15 protein-coding genes are annotated in these 15,553 nt (G+C 70.7%); 10 read left to right on the forward strand and 5 right to left on the reverse strand.

The window, feature by feature from the left end; translation table 11 throughout:
* The first annotated feature begins 21 nt into the window (after positions 1–21).
* On the forward strand, positions 22–960 hold the full coding sequence (locus tag ACGFMK_RS21465; protein ID WP_392765746.1) for an oxidoreductase: 939 nt from the start codon (positions 22–24) through the stop codon (positions 958–960).
* 7 nt (positions 961–967) lie between these two features.
* On the opposite strand, the gene ACGFMK_RS21470 is transcribed toward ACGFMK_RS21465, so the two are convergent.
* The 3 genes from ACGFMK_RS21470 to ACGFMK_RS21480 are packed head-to-tail and all read right to left on the reverse strand — an operon-like array spanning position 968 to position 3,798.
* Positions 968–1,723 carry an ATP-binding cassette domain-containing protein gene (locus ACGFMK_RS21470; RefSeq protein WP_392765748.1) on the reverse strand — a complete coding sequence of 252 codons (756 nt, stop codon included), beginning with the start codon at positions 1,721–1,723 and terminating at the stop codon, positions 968–970.
* Positions 1,720–2,688 carry an ABC transporter permease gene (locus tag ACGFMK_RS21475; RefSeq protein ID WP_392765751.1) on the reverse strand — a complete coding sequence of 323 codons (969 nt, stop codon included), beginning with the start codon at positions 2,686–2,688 and terminating at the stop codon, positions 1,720–1,722. The genes ACGFMK_RS21470 and ACGFMK_RS21475 overlap by 4 nt, the downstream gene beginning before the upstream one ends.
* Positions 2,689–2,700: 12 nt before the next feature.
* The gene (locus tag ACGFMK_RS21480; RefSeq protein ID WP_392765753.1) at positions 2,701–3,798 is read right to left on the reverse strand and encodes a sugar ABC transporter substrate-binding protein; all 1,098 of its coding nucleotides are present in this window, start codon (positions 3,796–3,798) and stop codon (positions 2,701–2,703) included.
* 184 nt (positions 3,799–3,982) lie between these two features.
* Here ACGFMK_RS21480 and ACGFMK_RS21485 point away from each other — a divergent pair, with 184 nt between their 5' ends.
* The 4 genes from ACGFMK_RS21485 to ACGFMK_RS21500 are packed head-to-tail and all read left to right on the forward strand — an operon-like array spanning position 3,983 to position 8,939.
* On the forward strand, positions 3,983–5,305 hold the full coding sequence (locus ACGFMK_RS21485; RefSeq protein WP_392765756.1) for an enolase C-terminal domain-like protein: 1,323 nt from the start codon (positions 3,983–3,985) through the stop codon (positions 5,303–5,305).
* Positions 5,306–5,351: 46 nt separating this feature from the next.
* Positions 5,352–6,398: a sugar ABC transporter substrate-binding protein gene (locus ACGFMK_RS21490; RefSeq protein ID WP_392765758.1), complete on the forward strand. Its 1,047-nt coding sequence runs from the start codon at positions 5,352–5,354 to the stop codon at positions 6,396–6,398.
* 23 nt (positions 6,399–6,421) lie between these two features.
* The gene (locus ACGFMK_RS21495; RefSeq protein WP_392765760.1) at positions 6,422–7,924 is read left to right on the forward strand and encodes a sugar ABC transporter ATP-binding protein; all 1,503 of its coding nucleotides are present in this window, start codon (positions 6,422–6,424) and stop codon (positions 7,922–7,924) included.
* On the forward strand, positions 7,914–8,939 hold the full coding sequence (locus ACGFMK_RS21500) for an ABC transporter permease (protein WP_392765763.1): 1,026 nt from the start codon (positions 7,914–7,916) through the stop codon (positions 8,937–8,939). The genes ACGFMK_RS21495 and ACGFMK_RS21500 overlap by 11 nt, the downstream gene beginning before the upstream one ends.
* Positions 8,940–8,943: 4 nt before the next feature.
* On the opposite strand, the gene ACGFMK_RS21505 is transcribed toward ACGFMK_RS21500, so the two are convergent.
* Both ACGFMK_RS21505 and ACGFMK_RS21510 read right to left on the reverse strand, forming a co-directional pair.
* Positions 8,944–9,648, reverse strand: a complete 705-nt coding sequence (locus tag ACGFMK_RS21505; RefSeq protein WP_392765766.1) for a FadR/GntR family transcriptional regulator — start codon at positions 9,646–9,648, stop codon at positions 8,944–8,946.
* Between the two features lie 162 nt (positions 9,649–9,810).
* Positions 9,811–10,719, reverse strand: coding sequence for a CPBP family intramembrane glutamic endopeptidase (locus ACGFMK_RS21510; protein WP_392765769.1), 909 nt, complete (start codon positions 10,717–10,719; stop codon positions 9,811–9,813).
* Between the two features lie 134 nt (positions 10,720–10,853).
* Here ACGFMK_RS21510 and ACGFMK_RS21515 point away from each other — a divergent pair, with 134 nt between their 5' ends.
* The 5 genes from ACGFMK_RS21515 (at position 10,854) to ACGFMK_RS21535 (ending at position 15,461) form a co-directional block, all read left to right on the forward strand.
* Positions 10,854–12,041, forward strand: coding sequence for a sensor histidine kinase (locus ACGFMK_RS21515; protein WP_392765772.1), 1,188 nt, complete (start codon positions 10,854–10,856; stop codon positions 12,039–12,041).
* Positions 12,038–12,709 (forward strand): response regulator, encoded by a 672-nt coding sequence (locus tag ACGFMK_RS21520; RefSeq protein WP_392765775.1) that lies wholly within the window; start codon positions 12,038–12,040, stop codon positions 12,707–12,709. The genes ACGFMK_RS21515 and ACGFMK_RS21520 overlap by 4 nt, the downstream gene beginning before the upstream one ends.
* 46 nt (positions 12,710–12,755) lie before the next feature.
* Positions 12,756–13,715, forward strand: coding sequence for an RNA polymerase sigma factor (locus ACGFMK_RS21525; protein ID WP_392765778.1), 960 nt, complete (start codon positions 12,756–12,758; stop codon positions 13,713–13,715).
* 105 nt (positions 13,716–13,820) lie between these two features.
* Positions 13,821–14,981 (forward strand): acyl-CoA dehydrogenase family protein, encoded by a 1,161-nt coding sequence (locus tag ACGFMK_RS21530; protein ID WP_392765782.1) that lies wholly within the window; start codon positions 13,821–13,823, stop codon positions 14,979–14,981.
* A gap of 129 nt (positions 14,982–15,110) precedes the next feature.
* On the forward strand, positions 15,111–15,461 hold the full coding sequence (locus ACGFMK_RS21535; protein ID WP_392765784.1) for an STAS domain-containing protein: 351 nt from the start codon (positions 15,111–15,113) through the stop codon (positions 15,459–15,461).
* Positions 15,462–15,553 lie beyond the last annotated feature (92 nt).

The raw sequence follows: 15,553 nt of genomic DNA on the forward strand, positions 1-15,553 counted from the left end.
ACCGCGCGTCGAGGAGAGAACGTGACCAGGTCGACTTCGGGATGGACGGCCGCCGACGTGCCCGGCCTGCGAGGGCACACGGCGGTGGTGACCGGCGCGAATTCCGGCATCGGCTTCGAGACCGCGCGGATGCTCGCCGAGAAGGGTGCGCGCGTGGTCCTGGCGTGCCGGAACCCCGGCAAGGCCGCCCTGGCGTGCGACGCGATCCGTGCGGCCGTACCGGATGCCGACCTGCACCCGGTCCGGCTGGACCTCACGGACGCCGCGTCCGTCCGGGACGCGGCGGCGGTGATCGGTGGCGAGTGCGACCGGATCGACGTCCTGGTCAACAACGCCGGTGCCGCGTTCGGGTCACTGGCTCTGGTCGACGGGGTGGACCGGACGTTCGTCACCAACCAGCTGGGGCCGTTCGCCTTCACCGGTCTGCTGGTGCGGCACGTGCTGGCCGCGCCGGCCGGGCGGATCGTCACGGTGACCAGCGGTGGCCACGAGATGGGGCGGCTGCAGCTCGACGACCTGGCCTTCGCGAACCGGCGGTACACCCGCTGGCGCGCCTACACGCAGACGAAACTGGCCAACCTCGTGTTCACGGCCGAACTCCAGCGACGGCTGGCGGCCGCGGGCGCACCCGCGATCGCGGTGGCCGCGCACCCCGGTGCCGCGGCCACCGAATTCGGCCGCAACAGCGGCGGTCTCATGCGGGTGGTGTCCGCGCCACCCTTGCGGTGGCTGCTTGCTCCGCTCGTCAACACCGCGGCCGAGGGTGCGCTGCCCACGCTGCGGGCCGCGGTCGATCCGGGGGTACGGGGTGGGGACTTGTACGGTCCCGGCGGGGTGCACGGCGTCAAGGGCCGGCCGGAACGGATCGAGGTGTCCGCCGCCGCCCGCGACGAGGTGGCGGGCGCGACGCTGTGGGAGCGGTGCGAACAGCTCACCGGCGTCCGCTACCCGTTGCCGTGACCGGGAACTAGGACTCGCCGTCGAGGCGGTACTCCGCGTTCACGAGCTCGAGGAGCTCGGCCACCGAGGTGTCCGCGGACCGCCGGTCGAAGGTGATTTCCCCGTGCTGCAACAGGTTCACCCGGTCGCAGACGTCCATCACCTGCCCGTAGTTGTGGGCGATGAGGATGATCGCGATGTCCCCGCGCTGCTTCAGCTCCCGCAGCAGGCGCAGGATCACCGCGCTCTCCTTGGCGCCCATCGCGGCGAGTGGCTCGTCGAGCAGCAGCAGCTTCGCGTTCGAGTACACCGACCGGGCCACCGCGATCGCCTGCCGCTGCCCACCGGACAGCATGCCCACCTCGGCGGTCACCGACGGGATGGTGATGCCGATCGAATCCAGCGTCTCCCGGGCGCGGCGCTTCATCTCGCGGCGGCGCAGGAACGGCAGCGGACGATGGGTCAGTTCGCGGTTCAGGTGCAGGTTCAGGTAGACGGGCAGGTCGTTGACCATCGCCAGGTCCTGGAAGACCGTCTCGATGCCCAGCGACCTCGCGTGCACCACGGATCTCAGCGTGATCGGCTCGCCTTCGAACAGGATCTTCCCGCCGTCCGGCTGGTGGTAGCCGGTGAGGATCTTGATCAGCGTCGACTTGCCGGCGCCGTTGTCCCCGATGAGCCCGAGGATCTCGCCGCGCCGCACCCGCAGGGTGACGTCGGTGAGCGCGTCGACCGGGCCGAAACTCTTGCTGACGCCTTCGACCCGGATGACGTCGCCGGTCATGTCGGCTCCCGGGAGCCGACGCGGTTGCGGGCGACGATCAGCGTCACGTTCAGCACCATCGCGCCCAGGATGGCGGCGCCGAGCACCAGGTTGAACGCGTTCGCGCTGACTCCGGTCAGGTTGAACCCGTCGAACACGATGCCGAGCAGCAGGGCGCCGAGGAACGCGCCGACCACCGTGCCGGAGCCGCCGAGCAGCGCGGTGCCGCCGATCACGGCCGCCGCCACCGCGAAGAACATCGTGGTGAACCCGCCGTTCGTCGGGTCGTACGAGCCGACCCGGGTGCCCTGCAGGATGCCGGCGAGCCCGGCCAGGGTGCTGGTGACCGCGAAGTTGACCACCTTCACCCGGTTGACCGCGATGCCGGATTCGGCGGCCCCGACCGGGTTCCCGCCGGTGGCCTGGGTGTGGATGCCGAACCGGGTCGCCGAGAGCACCACCTGCATCACGAGGACCACGCCGACGGCCCACAGGAACTCGCTCCAGCGTGCGCCGCCGAACACGTCGAGCACGCCGCTGTCCTTCGGCGCACCGACCGGGCGGGCGTTGGAGATGATGAGAACCAGCCCCTGCAACAGGAAAGCCATGCCGAGGGTGGTGATGAACGACGGAATCGTCAGCACGGTCCGGATCAGCCCGTTCACGACGCCGATCACCGCGCTCAGCACGATCGCCCCGAGCAGCGCGAGCCACAGCGGCCAGCCGTTGACGAAGAGCTGCATCAGCAGGAACGGGGAGAGGGTGAACACGAAGCCGGCGGACAGGTCGATTTCCCCGCAGATCAGCAGCATCACCTGCCCCGCCGCGATGATCGACCACGGCGCGACGTACTGGGCGATCGTCTGGTAGTTGTCCGGCGAGTTGAACGCGCCGGTCGTCGCCGTGAAGTAGCTTCCGGCGGCGATCGTGACCAGCAGGATGCTCAGTTCCTTGATCCGCATCACGCCGAGCAGCAGCGATCTCACGACGTCGCCCCGCTACCGGCTCAGCACCGACGCCGGCGGCAACGGGATCGAGCCCGGCATCGCGATTACGTCCTTGTTGTCGCCGCCTTCGAACCGGCTGCGGGCCGACGCGTACGGGCCGACGTTCTCCTTGGTGACGAACGTGAGGCCGGTATCGGTGACCGGCGGCGCGACCAGCGTGCCGGACAGCCGGAACAGGTAGAGGTAGAGGACCGACAGGAACCCCTGCAGGTACGGGGACTGGTCGATGGTGAAGTCGAGCGCCCCGCCTTTCACGCCGGTGACGGTGTCGTCGAGCAGGTCGAACCCGCCGCCGTCGAGCTTGCCGGCCTGGCCGCGGTCGGCGATGAGCTTCGCGCACGCGGCGGTGCTGCCGGCGTCGACCGCGTAGATCCCCTTCACCGCGGTGTTCCCGGTGTACGCGGCGGTCATCGCGTTGAGTTCGCCGGCCTGCTCGGCCCCGGTGTTCACCGACCGGACGCGCACGCCCGGCGCGGCCTGCTTGAGCGCGTCGGTGATGCCGTCGAGCCGGGGCTGGACGTTGTTGCCGCCCGGCTGGGAGATGCCGACCAGGATGTCGCCGGAGGTGACCTTCCGCGCGATGCGCTGTCCCATCCGGAAGCCCGACAGGTACAGGTCCTGGCCGACGTAGGTGAGCGGGTAGTTGCCGGCGGCGTTGGCGTTGTAGGCGATCACCGGGATGCCCTGGCCCAGCGCCCGTTTGGTCAGGTCGACGAAGGCGTTGTCGTCGGTCAGCGCGACGGCGATCCCGTCGGCCTTGCCGGTGATCGCGGTCTCCATGGCGCTCGCCATCTGGGCGACGTTGCCGTTCTCCGAGCCGGTCCACTGTGGCTCGGGGACCCCGAGCAGGGCCGCGGCGTCGGCGAGCCCGGTCCGCGTCGGCACGAAGAAGGAGTTCGTGGTGACGTGGTTGACGAACACGAACCGCCAGCCCGGCGTGCCCGGGAAGGGGCCGGCGTGGCCGCCGTTCTGGGCTTCCTGGACGCCGGTGCACGCCGCGAGCAGCGTGCTCGCGGTGATCGTCGCACCGCCCGCGCCCAGGTACTTGAGCGCGGTCCTCCGGGAAGTGGTGCCGGTTCCAGCTCTCATCGTGACCCCGCATTCATCGCAGCGGCAGTGCTTCGTACGACGGGTCTTTCGTGGTGCGGCATCAAAGACGGTAGCAGACGTATGATGTCTCGACCAGGTTCTCGCGGATTCGACCGTGCTTCTGGACTTTCGGGCGGCAAAAGCGTAGCCATACGTATGTTGTCTCCCGGTCGGTTGGTGAAAGGTGGCGGACTTGCCCGAAGTGATCAGCGCGATCGAGGCGCTCGACGTCCGCTTTCCGACGTCGCTGGACCTGGACGGTTCGGACGCGATGAACCCGGAACCCGACTACTCCGCCGCGTACGTCACCATCCGCACGAGCGCGGGGGAGGAGGGGTACGGCCTCGCGTTCACCGTCGGGCGCGGGAACGACGTGCAGGTCGCCGCCGTCCGGGCCCTGGTACCCCTGGTCGCGGGCATGCCGGTGGACGAAGTCCTCGCCGACCTCGGGGGCTTCTCGCGCCGCCTGACCGGGGACAGCCAGCTCCGGTGGCTGGGCCCCGACAAGGGGGCGATCCACATGGCGGCGGCCGCGATCGTCAACGCCGTGTGGGACCTGCGGGCCCGCCGGGTGGGCAAGCCGGTCTGGCGGCTGCTCGCCGAGTTGCCGCCGGCGGAGCTGGTCGACCTGATCGACTTCCGGTACCTGAAGGAAGCGCTTACCCGCGACGAAGCGCTGGACATCCTCCGTCGCGCCGAACCGGGCCGGGCGGCTCGCCAGGCGGAGCTGCTCGCGTCCGGCTATCCGGCCTACACCACCACTCCCGGCTGGCTCGGTTACTCGCCGGAGAAGCTGGCGACGCTCGCGTCGGCGGCGGTCGCGGACGGGTTCACGCAGATCAAGCTCAAGGTCGGGGCCGATCTCGACGAGGACGTCCGGCGGCTGCGGCTGGCGCGCGAGGTCGTCGGCCCGGACGTGCGGATCGCCGTCGACGCCAACCAGGTGTGGGGGGTCGAGCAGGCCATCGCGTGGATGCGGCCGCTGGCGGAGTTCGACCCGTACTGGATCGAGGAGCCGACCTCGCCCGACGACGTGCTCGGCCACGCCGCGATCCGCCGGGCGGTGGCGCCGATCAAGGTGGCCACCGGGGAGCACACGCACAACGCGGTGATGTTCAAGCAGCTGCTGCAGGCGGAGGCGATCGACATCCTCCAGCTCGACGCGAGCCGGGTCGCCGGCGTCACCGAGAACATCGCGATCCTCCTGCTGGCCGCGAAGTTCGGCGTGCCGGTGTGCCCGCACGCCGGCGGGGTCGGGCTCTGCGAGATGGTGCAGCACCTGGCGATGTTCGACTTCGTCGCGGTCAGCGGGACCCGGGCCGATCGGGTCATCGAATACGTGGACCACCTGCACGAGCACTTCGTCGATCCGGTACGGGTCGAGCGGGGGAGGTACCTGGCGCCGGACCGGCCGGGTCTCGGCGCCCGCCTGCACACCGAATCCATCTCGCGCTACCGGTACCCCGACGGTCCGGCCTGGCGCGCCGAGGCGGTGGTGGTCGCGTGACCACCGGCCCGCGAATCCTTCCGTAGCCTGTCAACGAGGAGAGGTCATGAAGATCCGCTACCTGTGCTCGGCCGCCGTCGTCGCGGCCGGCCTGCTCGCCGGCTGCAGCGGCGGGGGCACCACCGCCGCCGGCAGCACCGTCGTCGGCGTCGACTACCCCCGCTCGGACACCGACTTCTGGAACGCCTACATCAAGTACGTGCCCCAGTTCGCCGGCCAGGACGGCTTCGAGCTTAAGACCACGAACTCGCAGAACGACGTCGCCACCCTGACCGCCAACGTGCAGACGATGATCAGCCAGGGCGTCAAGGGCGTCGTCATGGCACCGCAGGACACCGCGGCGATCATCCCGACGCTGCAGCAGCTGGCCGGGAAGAAGATCCCGGTCGTGTCCGTCGACACCCGCCCCGACCAGGGCAACGTCTACATGGTGGTGCGAGCGGACAACCGTGCCTACGGCGAAAAGGCGTGCCGGTTCCTCGGCACGAAGCTCGGCGGCAAGGGGAAGGTCGTGATGCTGCAGGGCGATCTCGCCTCGATCAACGGGCGGGACCGCACCGAGGCCTTCAACGACTGCATGAAGCAGAACTTCCCCGGCATCACGGTCTTCGGGGAGGCCACCAACTGGGACGCCAACACCGCGGCCCAGAAACTCCAGACCCGGCTGACCGCGAACCCGGACGTCAAGGGCGTCTACATGCAGTCCAGCTTCGCTCTCGCGGGGACGTTGCAGCTGCTGAAGCAACGCGGTCTGCTCGTGCCGGCGGCCGACCCGAAGCACGTGTTCATCGTGTCCAACGACGGGATCCCCGAGGAGCTCGCGAAGATCCGCGCCGGCGAGATGGACGCCACCGTCTCCCAGCCCGCGGACCTGTTCGCCAAGTACGCGCTGCAGTACGTCAAGGACGCCATCGCGGGCAAGAAGCCGGTGCCGGGCAAGACCGACCACGACAGCACCATCGTGGCCATCCGTGACGGCCTGATGGAGGACCAGCTGGCCGCGCCCCTGGTCACCGCGGACGGTGCCACCTTCGGTCCGGTCCCGAGCGTCAAGGTCGACGACAAGTCCCTGTGGGGCAACAGCAAGAGCTGACCGGCTTCGGAGAGGAGGCGGAGATGAACACAGTGCCGGTGGTCGAAGCGCGGCAGGTGGTCAAGCGGTACGGCGCCACCGTCGCGCTGGACCACGCCGACCTCACCGTCCTACCGGGACAGACGCACGCGCTCGTCGGCCGGAACGGTGCCGGCAAGTCGACGCTCGTCTCCGTCCTCACCGGCCTGACCGCGCCGGATTCCGGCTCGCTGAAGGTGAACGGCGAGCCCGCGCCGGGACTGTCCGATCGGGACGCTTGGCGGTCACTGGTCGCCTGCGTGTACCAGCGCTCGACGATCATCCCCGATCTGTCGGTGGCGGAGAACCTGTTCCTGAACCGGCAGGAGACCGTGCGCGGGTTCGTCCGCTGGTCCGCGGTGCGCCGGGCGGCCACCCGGCTGCTCGAACGCTGGTCGGTCGACGTCGACGTCCGCCGGCCCGCGGGCGAGCTCGGGGTCGAGCAGCGGCAGTTCGTCGAGATCGCCCGAGCGCTGTCCTTCGGCGCGCGGTTCGTCATCCTCGACGAGCCGACCGCGCAGCTGGACGGCGGCGCCATCACCCGGCTGTTCGGGCACATCGCCGACCTGCAGCGCCAGGGCGTGACGTTCCTGTTCATCAGCCACCACCTGCAGGAGGTCTACGAGATCTGTGACACGGTCACGGTCTTCCGCGACGCCCGGCACGTGCTGACCGCGCCCGTCGCCGAACTGCCGAAGGCCGGCCTCGTCGCGGCGATGACGGGGGAGAACGCCGTCGTGGCCGAAGAACGCCCGTCCTCGGCCCGGCCGGGGGTGCCGCCGGTGCTCCGGGTGCGCCGGCTGAGCCTTGCCCCCACGTACGAGGACGTCTCGTTCGACGTCGCGCCGGGGGAGATCGTCGGCCTGGCCGGGGCCGGCGGCAGCGGCAAGACCGAGGTCGCCGAAACGCTGACCGGGCTGCGGGCGGCCGGCTCGGGCACCATCCTCGTCGGGGAGCACCGTCCTCGCCCCGGCGACGTCCCGGCGGCACTCGCCGCCGGGATCGGCTTCGTCCCGGAAGACCGCCACCGCCAGGGACTCGTGCCCGAGATGTCGGTCGCGGACAACACGACCCTGTCCGTCATGGACCGGCTCGGTCCCGGCATCTTCGTCCGGGCCGGCCTTCGTGACCGGCTGGCCGGGGCGCTGATCGACCGGCTGGAGGTGAAGACGCCCGGTCCGGAGCTCGCGGTGTCGGCGCTCTCCGGTGGTAACCAGCAGAAGGTCGTCATGGCCCGGGCGCTGGCCGGTGATCCGCGGGTGCTCGTGCTGATCACCCCGACCGCGGGGGTGGACGTGCGGTCCAAGGAGTTCCTGCTCGGCAAGGTGGCCGAAGCCGCCGCCGGGGGCACCGCGGTGGTGATCGCCTCGGACGAGCTGGACGACCTGCGCCTCTGCGACCGCGTGCTCGTGCTGGTGCGCGGCCGGCTCACCACCGAAATCCCCGCCGGCCGGCCGGACCGCGAGGTCGTGGCCGCCATGGAAGGAGTCGACCTCGATGCCGGATAGCCCTGCCACCGTGGCGGCCGAGGCGCGGACCGAACCCGCTGCCGCCCGGCCGCCGCGGCGGATCGCCCTCGCTCGCGTGCGCGACTTCGCGCTGGTACCCGGGATCGTCGCGATCGCCGTGGTCGGCCAGCTGGTGAACCCCGTGTTCCTCCAGTACGACAACGTGATCAACATCCTGCAGACCATGTCGGAGATCGCCTTGCTGGTGCTGGCCCAGACGCTGGTCCTGGTCGTCGGCAAGATGGACCTGTCGCTGGAGTCCACGTTCGGCCTGGCGCCCGGGGTGGCGGCCTGGCTAACGATCGACGGCGGCCATTCGCTCGGCCTCCTGCCCGCGTGGACGGCGGTGCCGGTCGTGCTCGCGGTCGGGGTGCTGGTGGGTGCGCTCAACGCCCTGCTGATCGTCCGGTTCGGGCTGAGCGGGTTCGTGGTCACCCTCGGCATGCTGATCGTGCTGCGTGGCCTGCTGACCGGGATCTCCGGCGGTCAGACGTTCTTCGGCATGCCCGACACGATGCTCTACCTCGGCACCACGCTGTGGGCCGGGATCCCCGCATCCATCTGGATCTGCGTGCTGCTGTTCGCCGCCGGCGTCGTTCTCCTCGGCCACACCCGGTTCGGCCGCAGCCTTTACGCGATCGGCGGCAACGAAGACGCGGCGAAGGCGGCGGGCATCCGGACCGACCGGGTCGTGTGGATCGTCCTGATCGGGGCGAGCGTGCTGGCCGCGCTCGGCGGCCTGCTGCTCTCGGGCCGGCTCGCGTCCGTGGCGGCGGGGCAGGGCAACGGTTACATCTTCACCGTGTTCGCCGCGGCGGTGATCGGCGGGGTCAGCCTGAACGGCGGCCGCGGCACGCTTTTCGGGGCCTTCACCGGGATCCTGCTGCTGTACATGATCCAGAACGTGCTCACCCTGGCCGGGGTGCCCGCGCAGTGGATCGGGGCGCTCAACGGCACGATCATCCTGGTCGCGCTGGTGATGTCCCGGATCACCAGTGGCAAACGGCAGAACTGAGCCGCTACTGCTCGCCCAGGGTCCGCAGCTCGGACAGGTGGTCGCGCAGCCAGCGCTCGGACGTGTCCACGTGCATCAGGGCGGCCGCGGTGGCCACGGCGGGGTCGCGGCCGGCCAGTGCGTCGTAGATCGCCTTGTGCTGCGCCAGGGTCACGTGTGTGACGCCCCGGTCGACGGTGCCGCGCCAGATCCTCGCCCGCAGCGTGCGCGAGGAGATGCCGTCCAGCAGCGCGGTCAGGGTTTCGTTGCCCGACGCGGTGACCACCGCGCGGTGGAAGGCGGCGTCGAGCACCGTCAGGCGCTCGACGTCCTCGACCGCCTCCTGCATCGCGTCGAGCAGCTCGGCGACGGTGCGGAGCTGGGCGTCGGTGATCCTGGTGGCGGCGACGCCGGTCGCGGCGGGCTCCAGGAGGCGGCGCACCTCGGTCAGCTCGAGCACGCTGCCTTCCATGAGCGACACCGCGGTGCCCAGGCCCTCCAGCAGCAGGCTGGGCGCGAGGCTGGTGACGTAGGTGCCGTCACCACGCCGGACTTCGAGGACCCGGGCCAGCTCCAGCGCCTTCACGGCCTCCCGCGTGGGGCTGCGGGAGATGCCCAGTTCGGTGGCCAGTTCGTGCTCGGGCGGCAGCCGGGAACCCGCGGGGAACCGCCCCGACCGGACGAACTCCCGGATCCGGTCGATCGCGTCGTCGGTCAGGGACTTCGCCATGGTGCTCCTCGGGCAGTGAACTGCCGAGATTCTAACAGTCATATGATGAATGTCGCGAAAGTGGTGAGTTGTTCGCCTGATTCGATGGGTGCAACACGACTTGCTCGCTCTCGGTTACCAAGACATGTGATGTTCCCTCGACGCAGCGCTGTGCCGCGCCTGTCAGCCAACCTGTGCGGCGCCGGTCCCCGGACGTTCGCCACGACCCCGGATTCGCCCGGTGCGGCGGGCGAAGGCCAGCAGGAACGCGGAGGTGACGAGGCAGCACAGGATACCGGCCGCGCCGGCTTCCGGGCCGAAGGAGCCGCCGGTCAGCACCGGTGACCCGGACAGCGTGGTGGTGGCCAGACCGCCGAACTCGCTCGACTTTCCCGACACCGCCGTGCCGAAGCCGGCTTCGACGACGTTCCAGGCGAAGTGGATACCGATCGGCAGCCACAGGGCACGGGTGGCGATGTAGGCGGCGGTGAGCAAGATGCCGCCCTGCAGGACGATCGCCGTGGCGCCCCACAGCATCGCGCCCGTGCCGGTTTCGGATGTGCCTGCCAGGTGTACCGCGCCGAAGAGCACCGCCGACACCACCAGGGCGGGCCAGGTCCCGAAGCGCTCCTCGGCTATGCGGAAGAGCACGCCGCGGAACACCACTTCTTCGGTGACCGCAACGCAGGCCATGATCCCGAGTGTCGCGAGGAATTTCCAGGAATCGCCGCCGGTCACGTGCCAGCCGCCGAACACGAGGATGACCAGCATCGTGGCCAGAAAGGCACCCGCGCCGATGGCGCTTCCCCCCAGCAGCCCGGATATCGCCCGGTCGCGGGGGAGCTCGGTCACCTGCTGCCGTCGTTCGACGAGCTTGCTCAACCGCGTGTAGCAGAACAGGGTCACGGCCGCGAGGGCCACGCCGGCCACGAGGTCGACGGCGCCGGAGTCGTTCAGGGCCACGGTCAGCTGTTGCGCGACCGCCATGATGATCAGCGTGGCCACCAGCAGCAACGGAAGGCGCCATCTCCGCGTCCAGGGCACGGGGCGGCTCGCGGTCGCGCCGGTCGTGTCGTCGGCGGGGGAGGTCATGGTGGTGTTCCCTTCACTGGTGGATTCCCGGCGCCACCGGGGTGCCGGAAGCGTAGGAAAAACCGGCCTCGGCCCGATTCCCCATCCCGGGGACATCGGTGTGTAGCTCGGACGGGGGTACTAGGCTCGGCGCCATGCCGACAACGTGGGTCCGCCGGCGGCTGGGGACGCTCCGGACGTGGTGGCAGGCCTGCGATGCCGCGGTGGGGGACCGGTGGCTCGCCGTGGTGTTCACCGTCTTGGCGTTCGTGCCGGCGCTGGCCGCCATGGGCGCGGAGTTCGGTGACCTGCCTCGGCGCCCGGCCGACCTTCTTGCGCTTGTCCTCGTGCTGGCGCAGACGCTGCCGCTCGCCGTGCGCAGGACCCGGCCCGTCGCGAGCCTGGCGATCATCGCCGCGGCCTTCGCGGTCCACGAGACGCTCGCGTACCCGCCGCACTTCGGCACAGTGACCGTGTACCTCGCGCTGTACTCCGCCGGCGCGCACCTGGAGCGGCGCCGGGTCGCGGTCGCCGCCGCCGCGACAGCCGCGCACGTCGGGCTCTGCGTCGCGCTGACCGCGTTCGGATCTCCTGACCGGTTGGCCGCCTTCCTGGTCTTCTACCTGATTTTCGTGGTGTTCTGGGTGCTGGGCACGTTCGTGCGCCACCGGCGGTTGGCGGAGGCCGAGCGGCGGCGGTCGGCCGCGGCCGCCGCGACGGCCGCGGAGCGGGCGCGCATCGCGCGGGAGCTGCACGACGTGGTCACCCACCACGTCACCGCCATCGTCGTGCAGGCCGACGCCACTCAGTTGCTCGTCGAGTCGCCGGATCGGGTCGTCAAGGCGCTCGCGGCGATGGGTGGGGCCGGCAGGCAGGCCCTGGCCGAGCTCCGGCACCAGCTCGACGTGCTGGAGGCCACGGGTGAGTCCGCGCCGCCCGGATCGGTCCAGGGCACGGTGCGGGACCTGGTAGAGCGCACCTGCACGGCCGGCCAGCCCGTCGAACTCGTCGAAACCGGTGCTGCGTACGCACTCCCCGTCGAGGTGTCCCTGGCCGTGTACCGGGTGGTGCAGGAGGGCTTGACCAACGCCGTCAAGTACGCGGCCGGGCAGCCGACCGAGGTGCGCACCTCGTACCGGGACCGTCAGGTCGAGGTCGAGGTGACCAACACCGCCGCTCCGGTGCCGATCTCCGTAGGCGTCCGCCGCGAGCTCGCCGGCGGGCGCGGCCTGGCCGGGCTGCGGCAACGGGTCGTGGCGCTCGGCGGCGGGCTGGCTGCCGGTGAACAGCCGGACGGCCGGTTCAGGCTGCACGCGGTGATCCCGATCGCCGGTGGCGCATGACCATCCGCTTGCTGATCTGCGAGGACCACGAGCTCGTCCGCACGGGCTACGTCACGGTCTTCGACGCGCAGCCGGACATGGAGGTCGTCGGGGAAGCCGCCGATGGCACGGCCGCGGTCGAAGCCGTCGCACGGCTGCGCCCGGACGTCGTCGTCATGGACATCCACCTGCCCGGCCCGGACGGAATCGAGGTCACCCGGCGGATCACGCGGCCCGGCGTCGCCCGGCCGCCGAAGGTGCTCGTGGTGACGGCCTTCAACACCGACGAGTACGTCTACGAGGCGCTGCGCGCCGGGGCGAGCGGGTTCCTGCTCAAGGACTCCCCGCTGACCGAACTGGTGAACGGCGTCCGCACGGTCGCCCACGGCGAGTCCCTGCTGGCGCCGGCCGTGACCCGCAGGCTCATCGGGCGATTCGCCGGCCGCGTCCGTCCGGCCGCCGCCAAGCCGGACGACGGTGCGGTGAAGGTGTTGGCTCCTCAGGAACGCGAGGTGCTGCGGCTGCTCGCTCGGGGCCTGTCCAACCGGGAGATCGCCGAGGAGATGGGGCTGGGCTTCGAGACCGTGAAATCCTACGTTTCGCGCATCCTGACCAAACTGGAGCTACGCGACCGGGTCCAGGCGGTCGTGTTCGCCTACCGGGTCGGATTCGCCGGCGCCGACGACTAGCGGCGGCGGTCGTCCCCGAGGCCGGAACGGGCGGTAACGTGTGGTCATGGGGACGTCCCATGCCCACTCGTCATCGACCACCGACGCGGATCTGGTGCACGCCGCGCAGGCCGGCGACGTCAGTGCCCTCGGCAGCCTGCTGATCCGCCACCGTCCGTCCCTGCTCGCGTTCGCCATCAGCCTGATCGGTTACGGACCCGACGCCGAGGACGCCGTGCAGGAGGCGTGCCTGATCGCCCTGCGCCGGCTCGGTGAACTCCGCGATCCCGCCGCCGCGGGGTCCTGGCTGCGCACGGTCGTCCGCAACGTGTGCCGCATGCGGTACCGGGCGCGGACGGACCAGCCCCTCGACGACGGACTCGCGGCGACGCTTCGCTCGTCCGAACCGGATCCCACCGAACTGGTGTGGCAGCACGCAACCCGGGACTGGGTCTGGCACGCGCTGGCGGACCTCTCACCCCCGCTGCGCCTTGTCGTGATGCTGCGCCACTTCAGCAGTGTGACCTCGTACCAGGACATCGCCGACGTCTGCGGCGTACCGGTCGGCACCGTCCGCAGCAGGTTGCACGAGGCGCGGGGCAAGCTGTCGCAGGCCTTGCTGGCCACCGCCGACGCCGCGCACGGCGACGTCCGGGTGGTCACCGGGGAGTGGCGCCGCTACAGCCAGGACATGGTGTCCGCCGTGTACCGGGGTGACGTCGCGGCCCAGCTCGCCGTTTCCTGGACGCCGACCGTGGACATCCGCGGACCGCACGATCTCCGCAACGAAGGGTACGGCGCCCTCGTCCGGGGACTCGAACAGGACATGCTCGACGGCGTCGGGTATCGCGTGACCAACGTCGCCGCCAGCCGGGACATCGTCGTCTGCGAGTTCGAGCTGCGAAGCCCGCCGGAGGACCCGCTCCACTGCCCACCCGGTGCGGCGTGGGTGTTGCACGTGCGCGCCGGGTGGGTTGAGCAGGCGCGGCTTTTCCAGCTTCGCCGGCAGCCCGTCGAAACAGCGTGACCCAGAACACACCCGGCTCTTCGAACTCTCGTCGCGCGCCCGGCATCTGCTCCGGGCACACCGCACACCGGCAGGGAACCCACCTGCCCAGAGTTCGGAGACGACATGATTTCCTACCCACCGCTGTCCTGGTCCGCCGACGACCTGCCCGAACTGCTCCGCCCGGCGATCGAGAAGTACCGCGACGAGGCCGACGAGCTCCGGCGGCTGCCGGGTGAACTCGTCGGCCAGTTGCGGGCCCACGGCGCGTTCCGTCTCAACACCCCCCGCGAGCTGGGTGGATTCGAGCTGCCGCTGGCCTCGGCCCTGAACGTGATCGAGCAGCTGGCCCGGCTCGACGGCCCGGTGAGCTGGGTCGTCTGGAACCTCAACGTCGGCTTCGGCGCCGCGTTCCTGGACGAACCGAGCGTGGAGCGGATCTGGGCCGACGGCCCGGACCCGCTGATCGCGCATTCAAGTCAGCCGGGTTTCCTGGTGCCGAGCGGAGACGGCTACCAGCTGTCCGGCGAGTGGAAACTCGTGAGCGGCATCGACTCTTGCGAGTGGGTCGGGCTCCTGGGCGTCGTCCTGGACGGTGAGCGGCCGCGCATGACGGAGGCCGGCCCCGACGTCCGCTTCTGCGTGGTACCCCGCTCGTCGGTGACAGTGCGGGACACCTGGCAGGTGACCGGCATGCGCGGCACGGACAGCAACACGGTGACGGCCCAAGACGTCCACGTACCCGCCGAGATGACGTTGAGGCCCACGGCGACGCCGCGCATCGACCGCCCGCTCTTCCGCGTGCCGTTGATGAACCAGATCAACTCCGGCGGTGCGGCCATCGTGATCGGCATGGCCCAGGCGGCGATCGACGAGGTGCTGGCGCTGTCCCGGACCAAAACGACGCCGGACGGCACCTCTCTGGAGCAGCAGCCCCGCGTCCAAGCCGCCGTCGGCGCGGCCACCGCCCGGCTCGATGCCGCCCGGGCGTTGCTCCTGGCGACGGTCGGTGCGCTGGACACCGCGGTCGAGGCGGGCCGGTCCGTGACGGAAGCGCACCGCGGAGCGGTCCGGGGTGCGCTCTGCCACGCCGCCGAAACCGCCCGCTCGGTGCTGACGTCGATGTACGAGATCGGCAGCTCGACGGTGCTGTACGAGGAGAACCGCGTCGGACGGCTCTTCCGCGACGGCCACGCGGCGGCCCAGCACGCCATCCTGTCCGCAGCCGGCTACGAAGTGGTCGGCCGCACCGTCCTCGGCCTGCCGGCCGGCGATCCCTTCCTGTGAACCCCGGCCGGCCTTGGCTGAGGGCCGCCGCGCCCGGCACCGATCGGGTTTCCCCGCTAGGGTCCAGGGTGTCTGCATGCGCAGCTGGTGACCGGAGTGTGGAACGCGCGGAAGATGAGGCAGTCCTCAATGAGCGATCTGGTGGTGACTCACCCCGAACTGACCGACGCCAGGTTCCTGGTGGTGTCCGTACACGGAGCTCTGGACCAACGCAGCGGACCGGAACTCGTCGCGGCCACACTGGGCGCGGTCACACCGGGCACGCGAGTGGTGGTCCTGGACCTGTCCGACGTCGAGTTCTGCTCGTCGGCGGGGATGAACGCCCTGGTGCAGCTCGACCGAGCAGCCACAGCCATGGGGGCGGCGTGCGCGCTCGCGGCCTTGCCGGTCCGGTTGGCGCGCCGGCTCGAGCTGACCGGCTTGAACCAGGTCCTGCGGTGCTACCCGGATGTCGCGGCCGCGACCGCCGATCCGAGCTGACCCGAGCGCCGGCTGACCGGGGCTGATCTCGGGGCTGGTGGCCGCTCCGGTCGTCGAGGCCGGAACGGCCACCAGTCGCCCAAGGCGCCGGC

The sequence above is a fragment of the Amycolatopsis sp. NPDC049252 genome, assembly GCF_043197175.1.
Classification (GTDB): domain Bacteria; phylum Actinomycetota; class Actinomycetes; order Mycobacteriales; family Pseudonocardiaceae; genus Amycolatopsis.

Bases quoted from the DNA above. Each gene is read 5' to 3' on its own strand.
- ACGFMK_RS21470 (WP_392765748.1), bottom strand. From the start codon at position 1,723: ATGACCGGCGACGTCATCCGGGTCGAAGGCGTCAGCAAGAGTTTCGGC.
- ACGFMK_RS21480 (WP_392765753.1), bottom strand. From the start codon at position 3,798: ATGAGAGCTGGAACCGGCACCACTTCCCGGAGGACCGCGCTCAAGTAC.
- ACGFMK_RS21490 (WP_392765758.1), top strand. From the start codon at position 5,352: ATGAAGATCCGCTACCTGTGCTCGGCCGCCGTCGTCGCGGCCGGCCTG.
- ACGFMK_RS21495 (WP_392765760.1), top strand. From the start codon at position 6,422: ATGAACACAGTGCCGGTGGTCGAAGCGCGGCAGGTGGTCAAGCGGTAC.
- ACGFMK_RS21500 (WP_392765763.1), top strand. From the start codon at position 7,914: ATGCCGGATAGCCCTGCCACCGTGGCGGCCGAGGCGCGGACCGAACCC.
- ACGFMK_RS21505 (WP_392765766.1), bottom strand. From the start codon at position 9,648: ATGGCGAAGTCCCTGACCGACGACGCGATCGACCGGATCCGGGAGTTC.
- ACGFMK_RS21510 (WP_392765769.1), bottom strand. From the start codon at position 10,719: ATGACCTCCCCCGCCGACGACACGACCGGCGCGACCGCGAGCCGCCCC.
- ACGFMK_RS21515 (WP_392765772.1), top strand. From the start codon at position 10,854: ATGCCGACAACGTGGGTCCGCCGGCGGCTGGGGACGCTCCGGACGTGG.
- ACGFMK_RS21520 (WP_392765775.1), top strand. From the start codon at position 12,038: ATGACCATCCGCTTGCTGATCTGCGAGGACCACGAGCTCGTCCGCACG.
- ACGFMK_RS21525 (WP_392765778.1), top strand. From the start codon at position 12,756: ATGGGGACGTCCCATGCCCACTCGTCATCGACCACCGACGCGGATCTG.
- ACGFMK_RS21530 (WP_392765782.1), top strand. From the start codon at position 13,821: ATGATTTCCTACCCACCGCTGTCCTGGTCCGCCGACGACCTGCCCGAA.
- ACGFMK_RS21535 (WP_392765784.1), top strand. From the start codon at position 15,111: ATGAGCGATCTGGTGGTGACTCACCCCGAACTGACCGACGCCAGGTTC.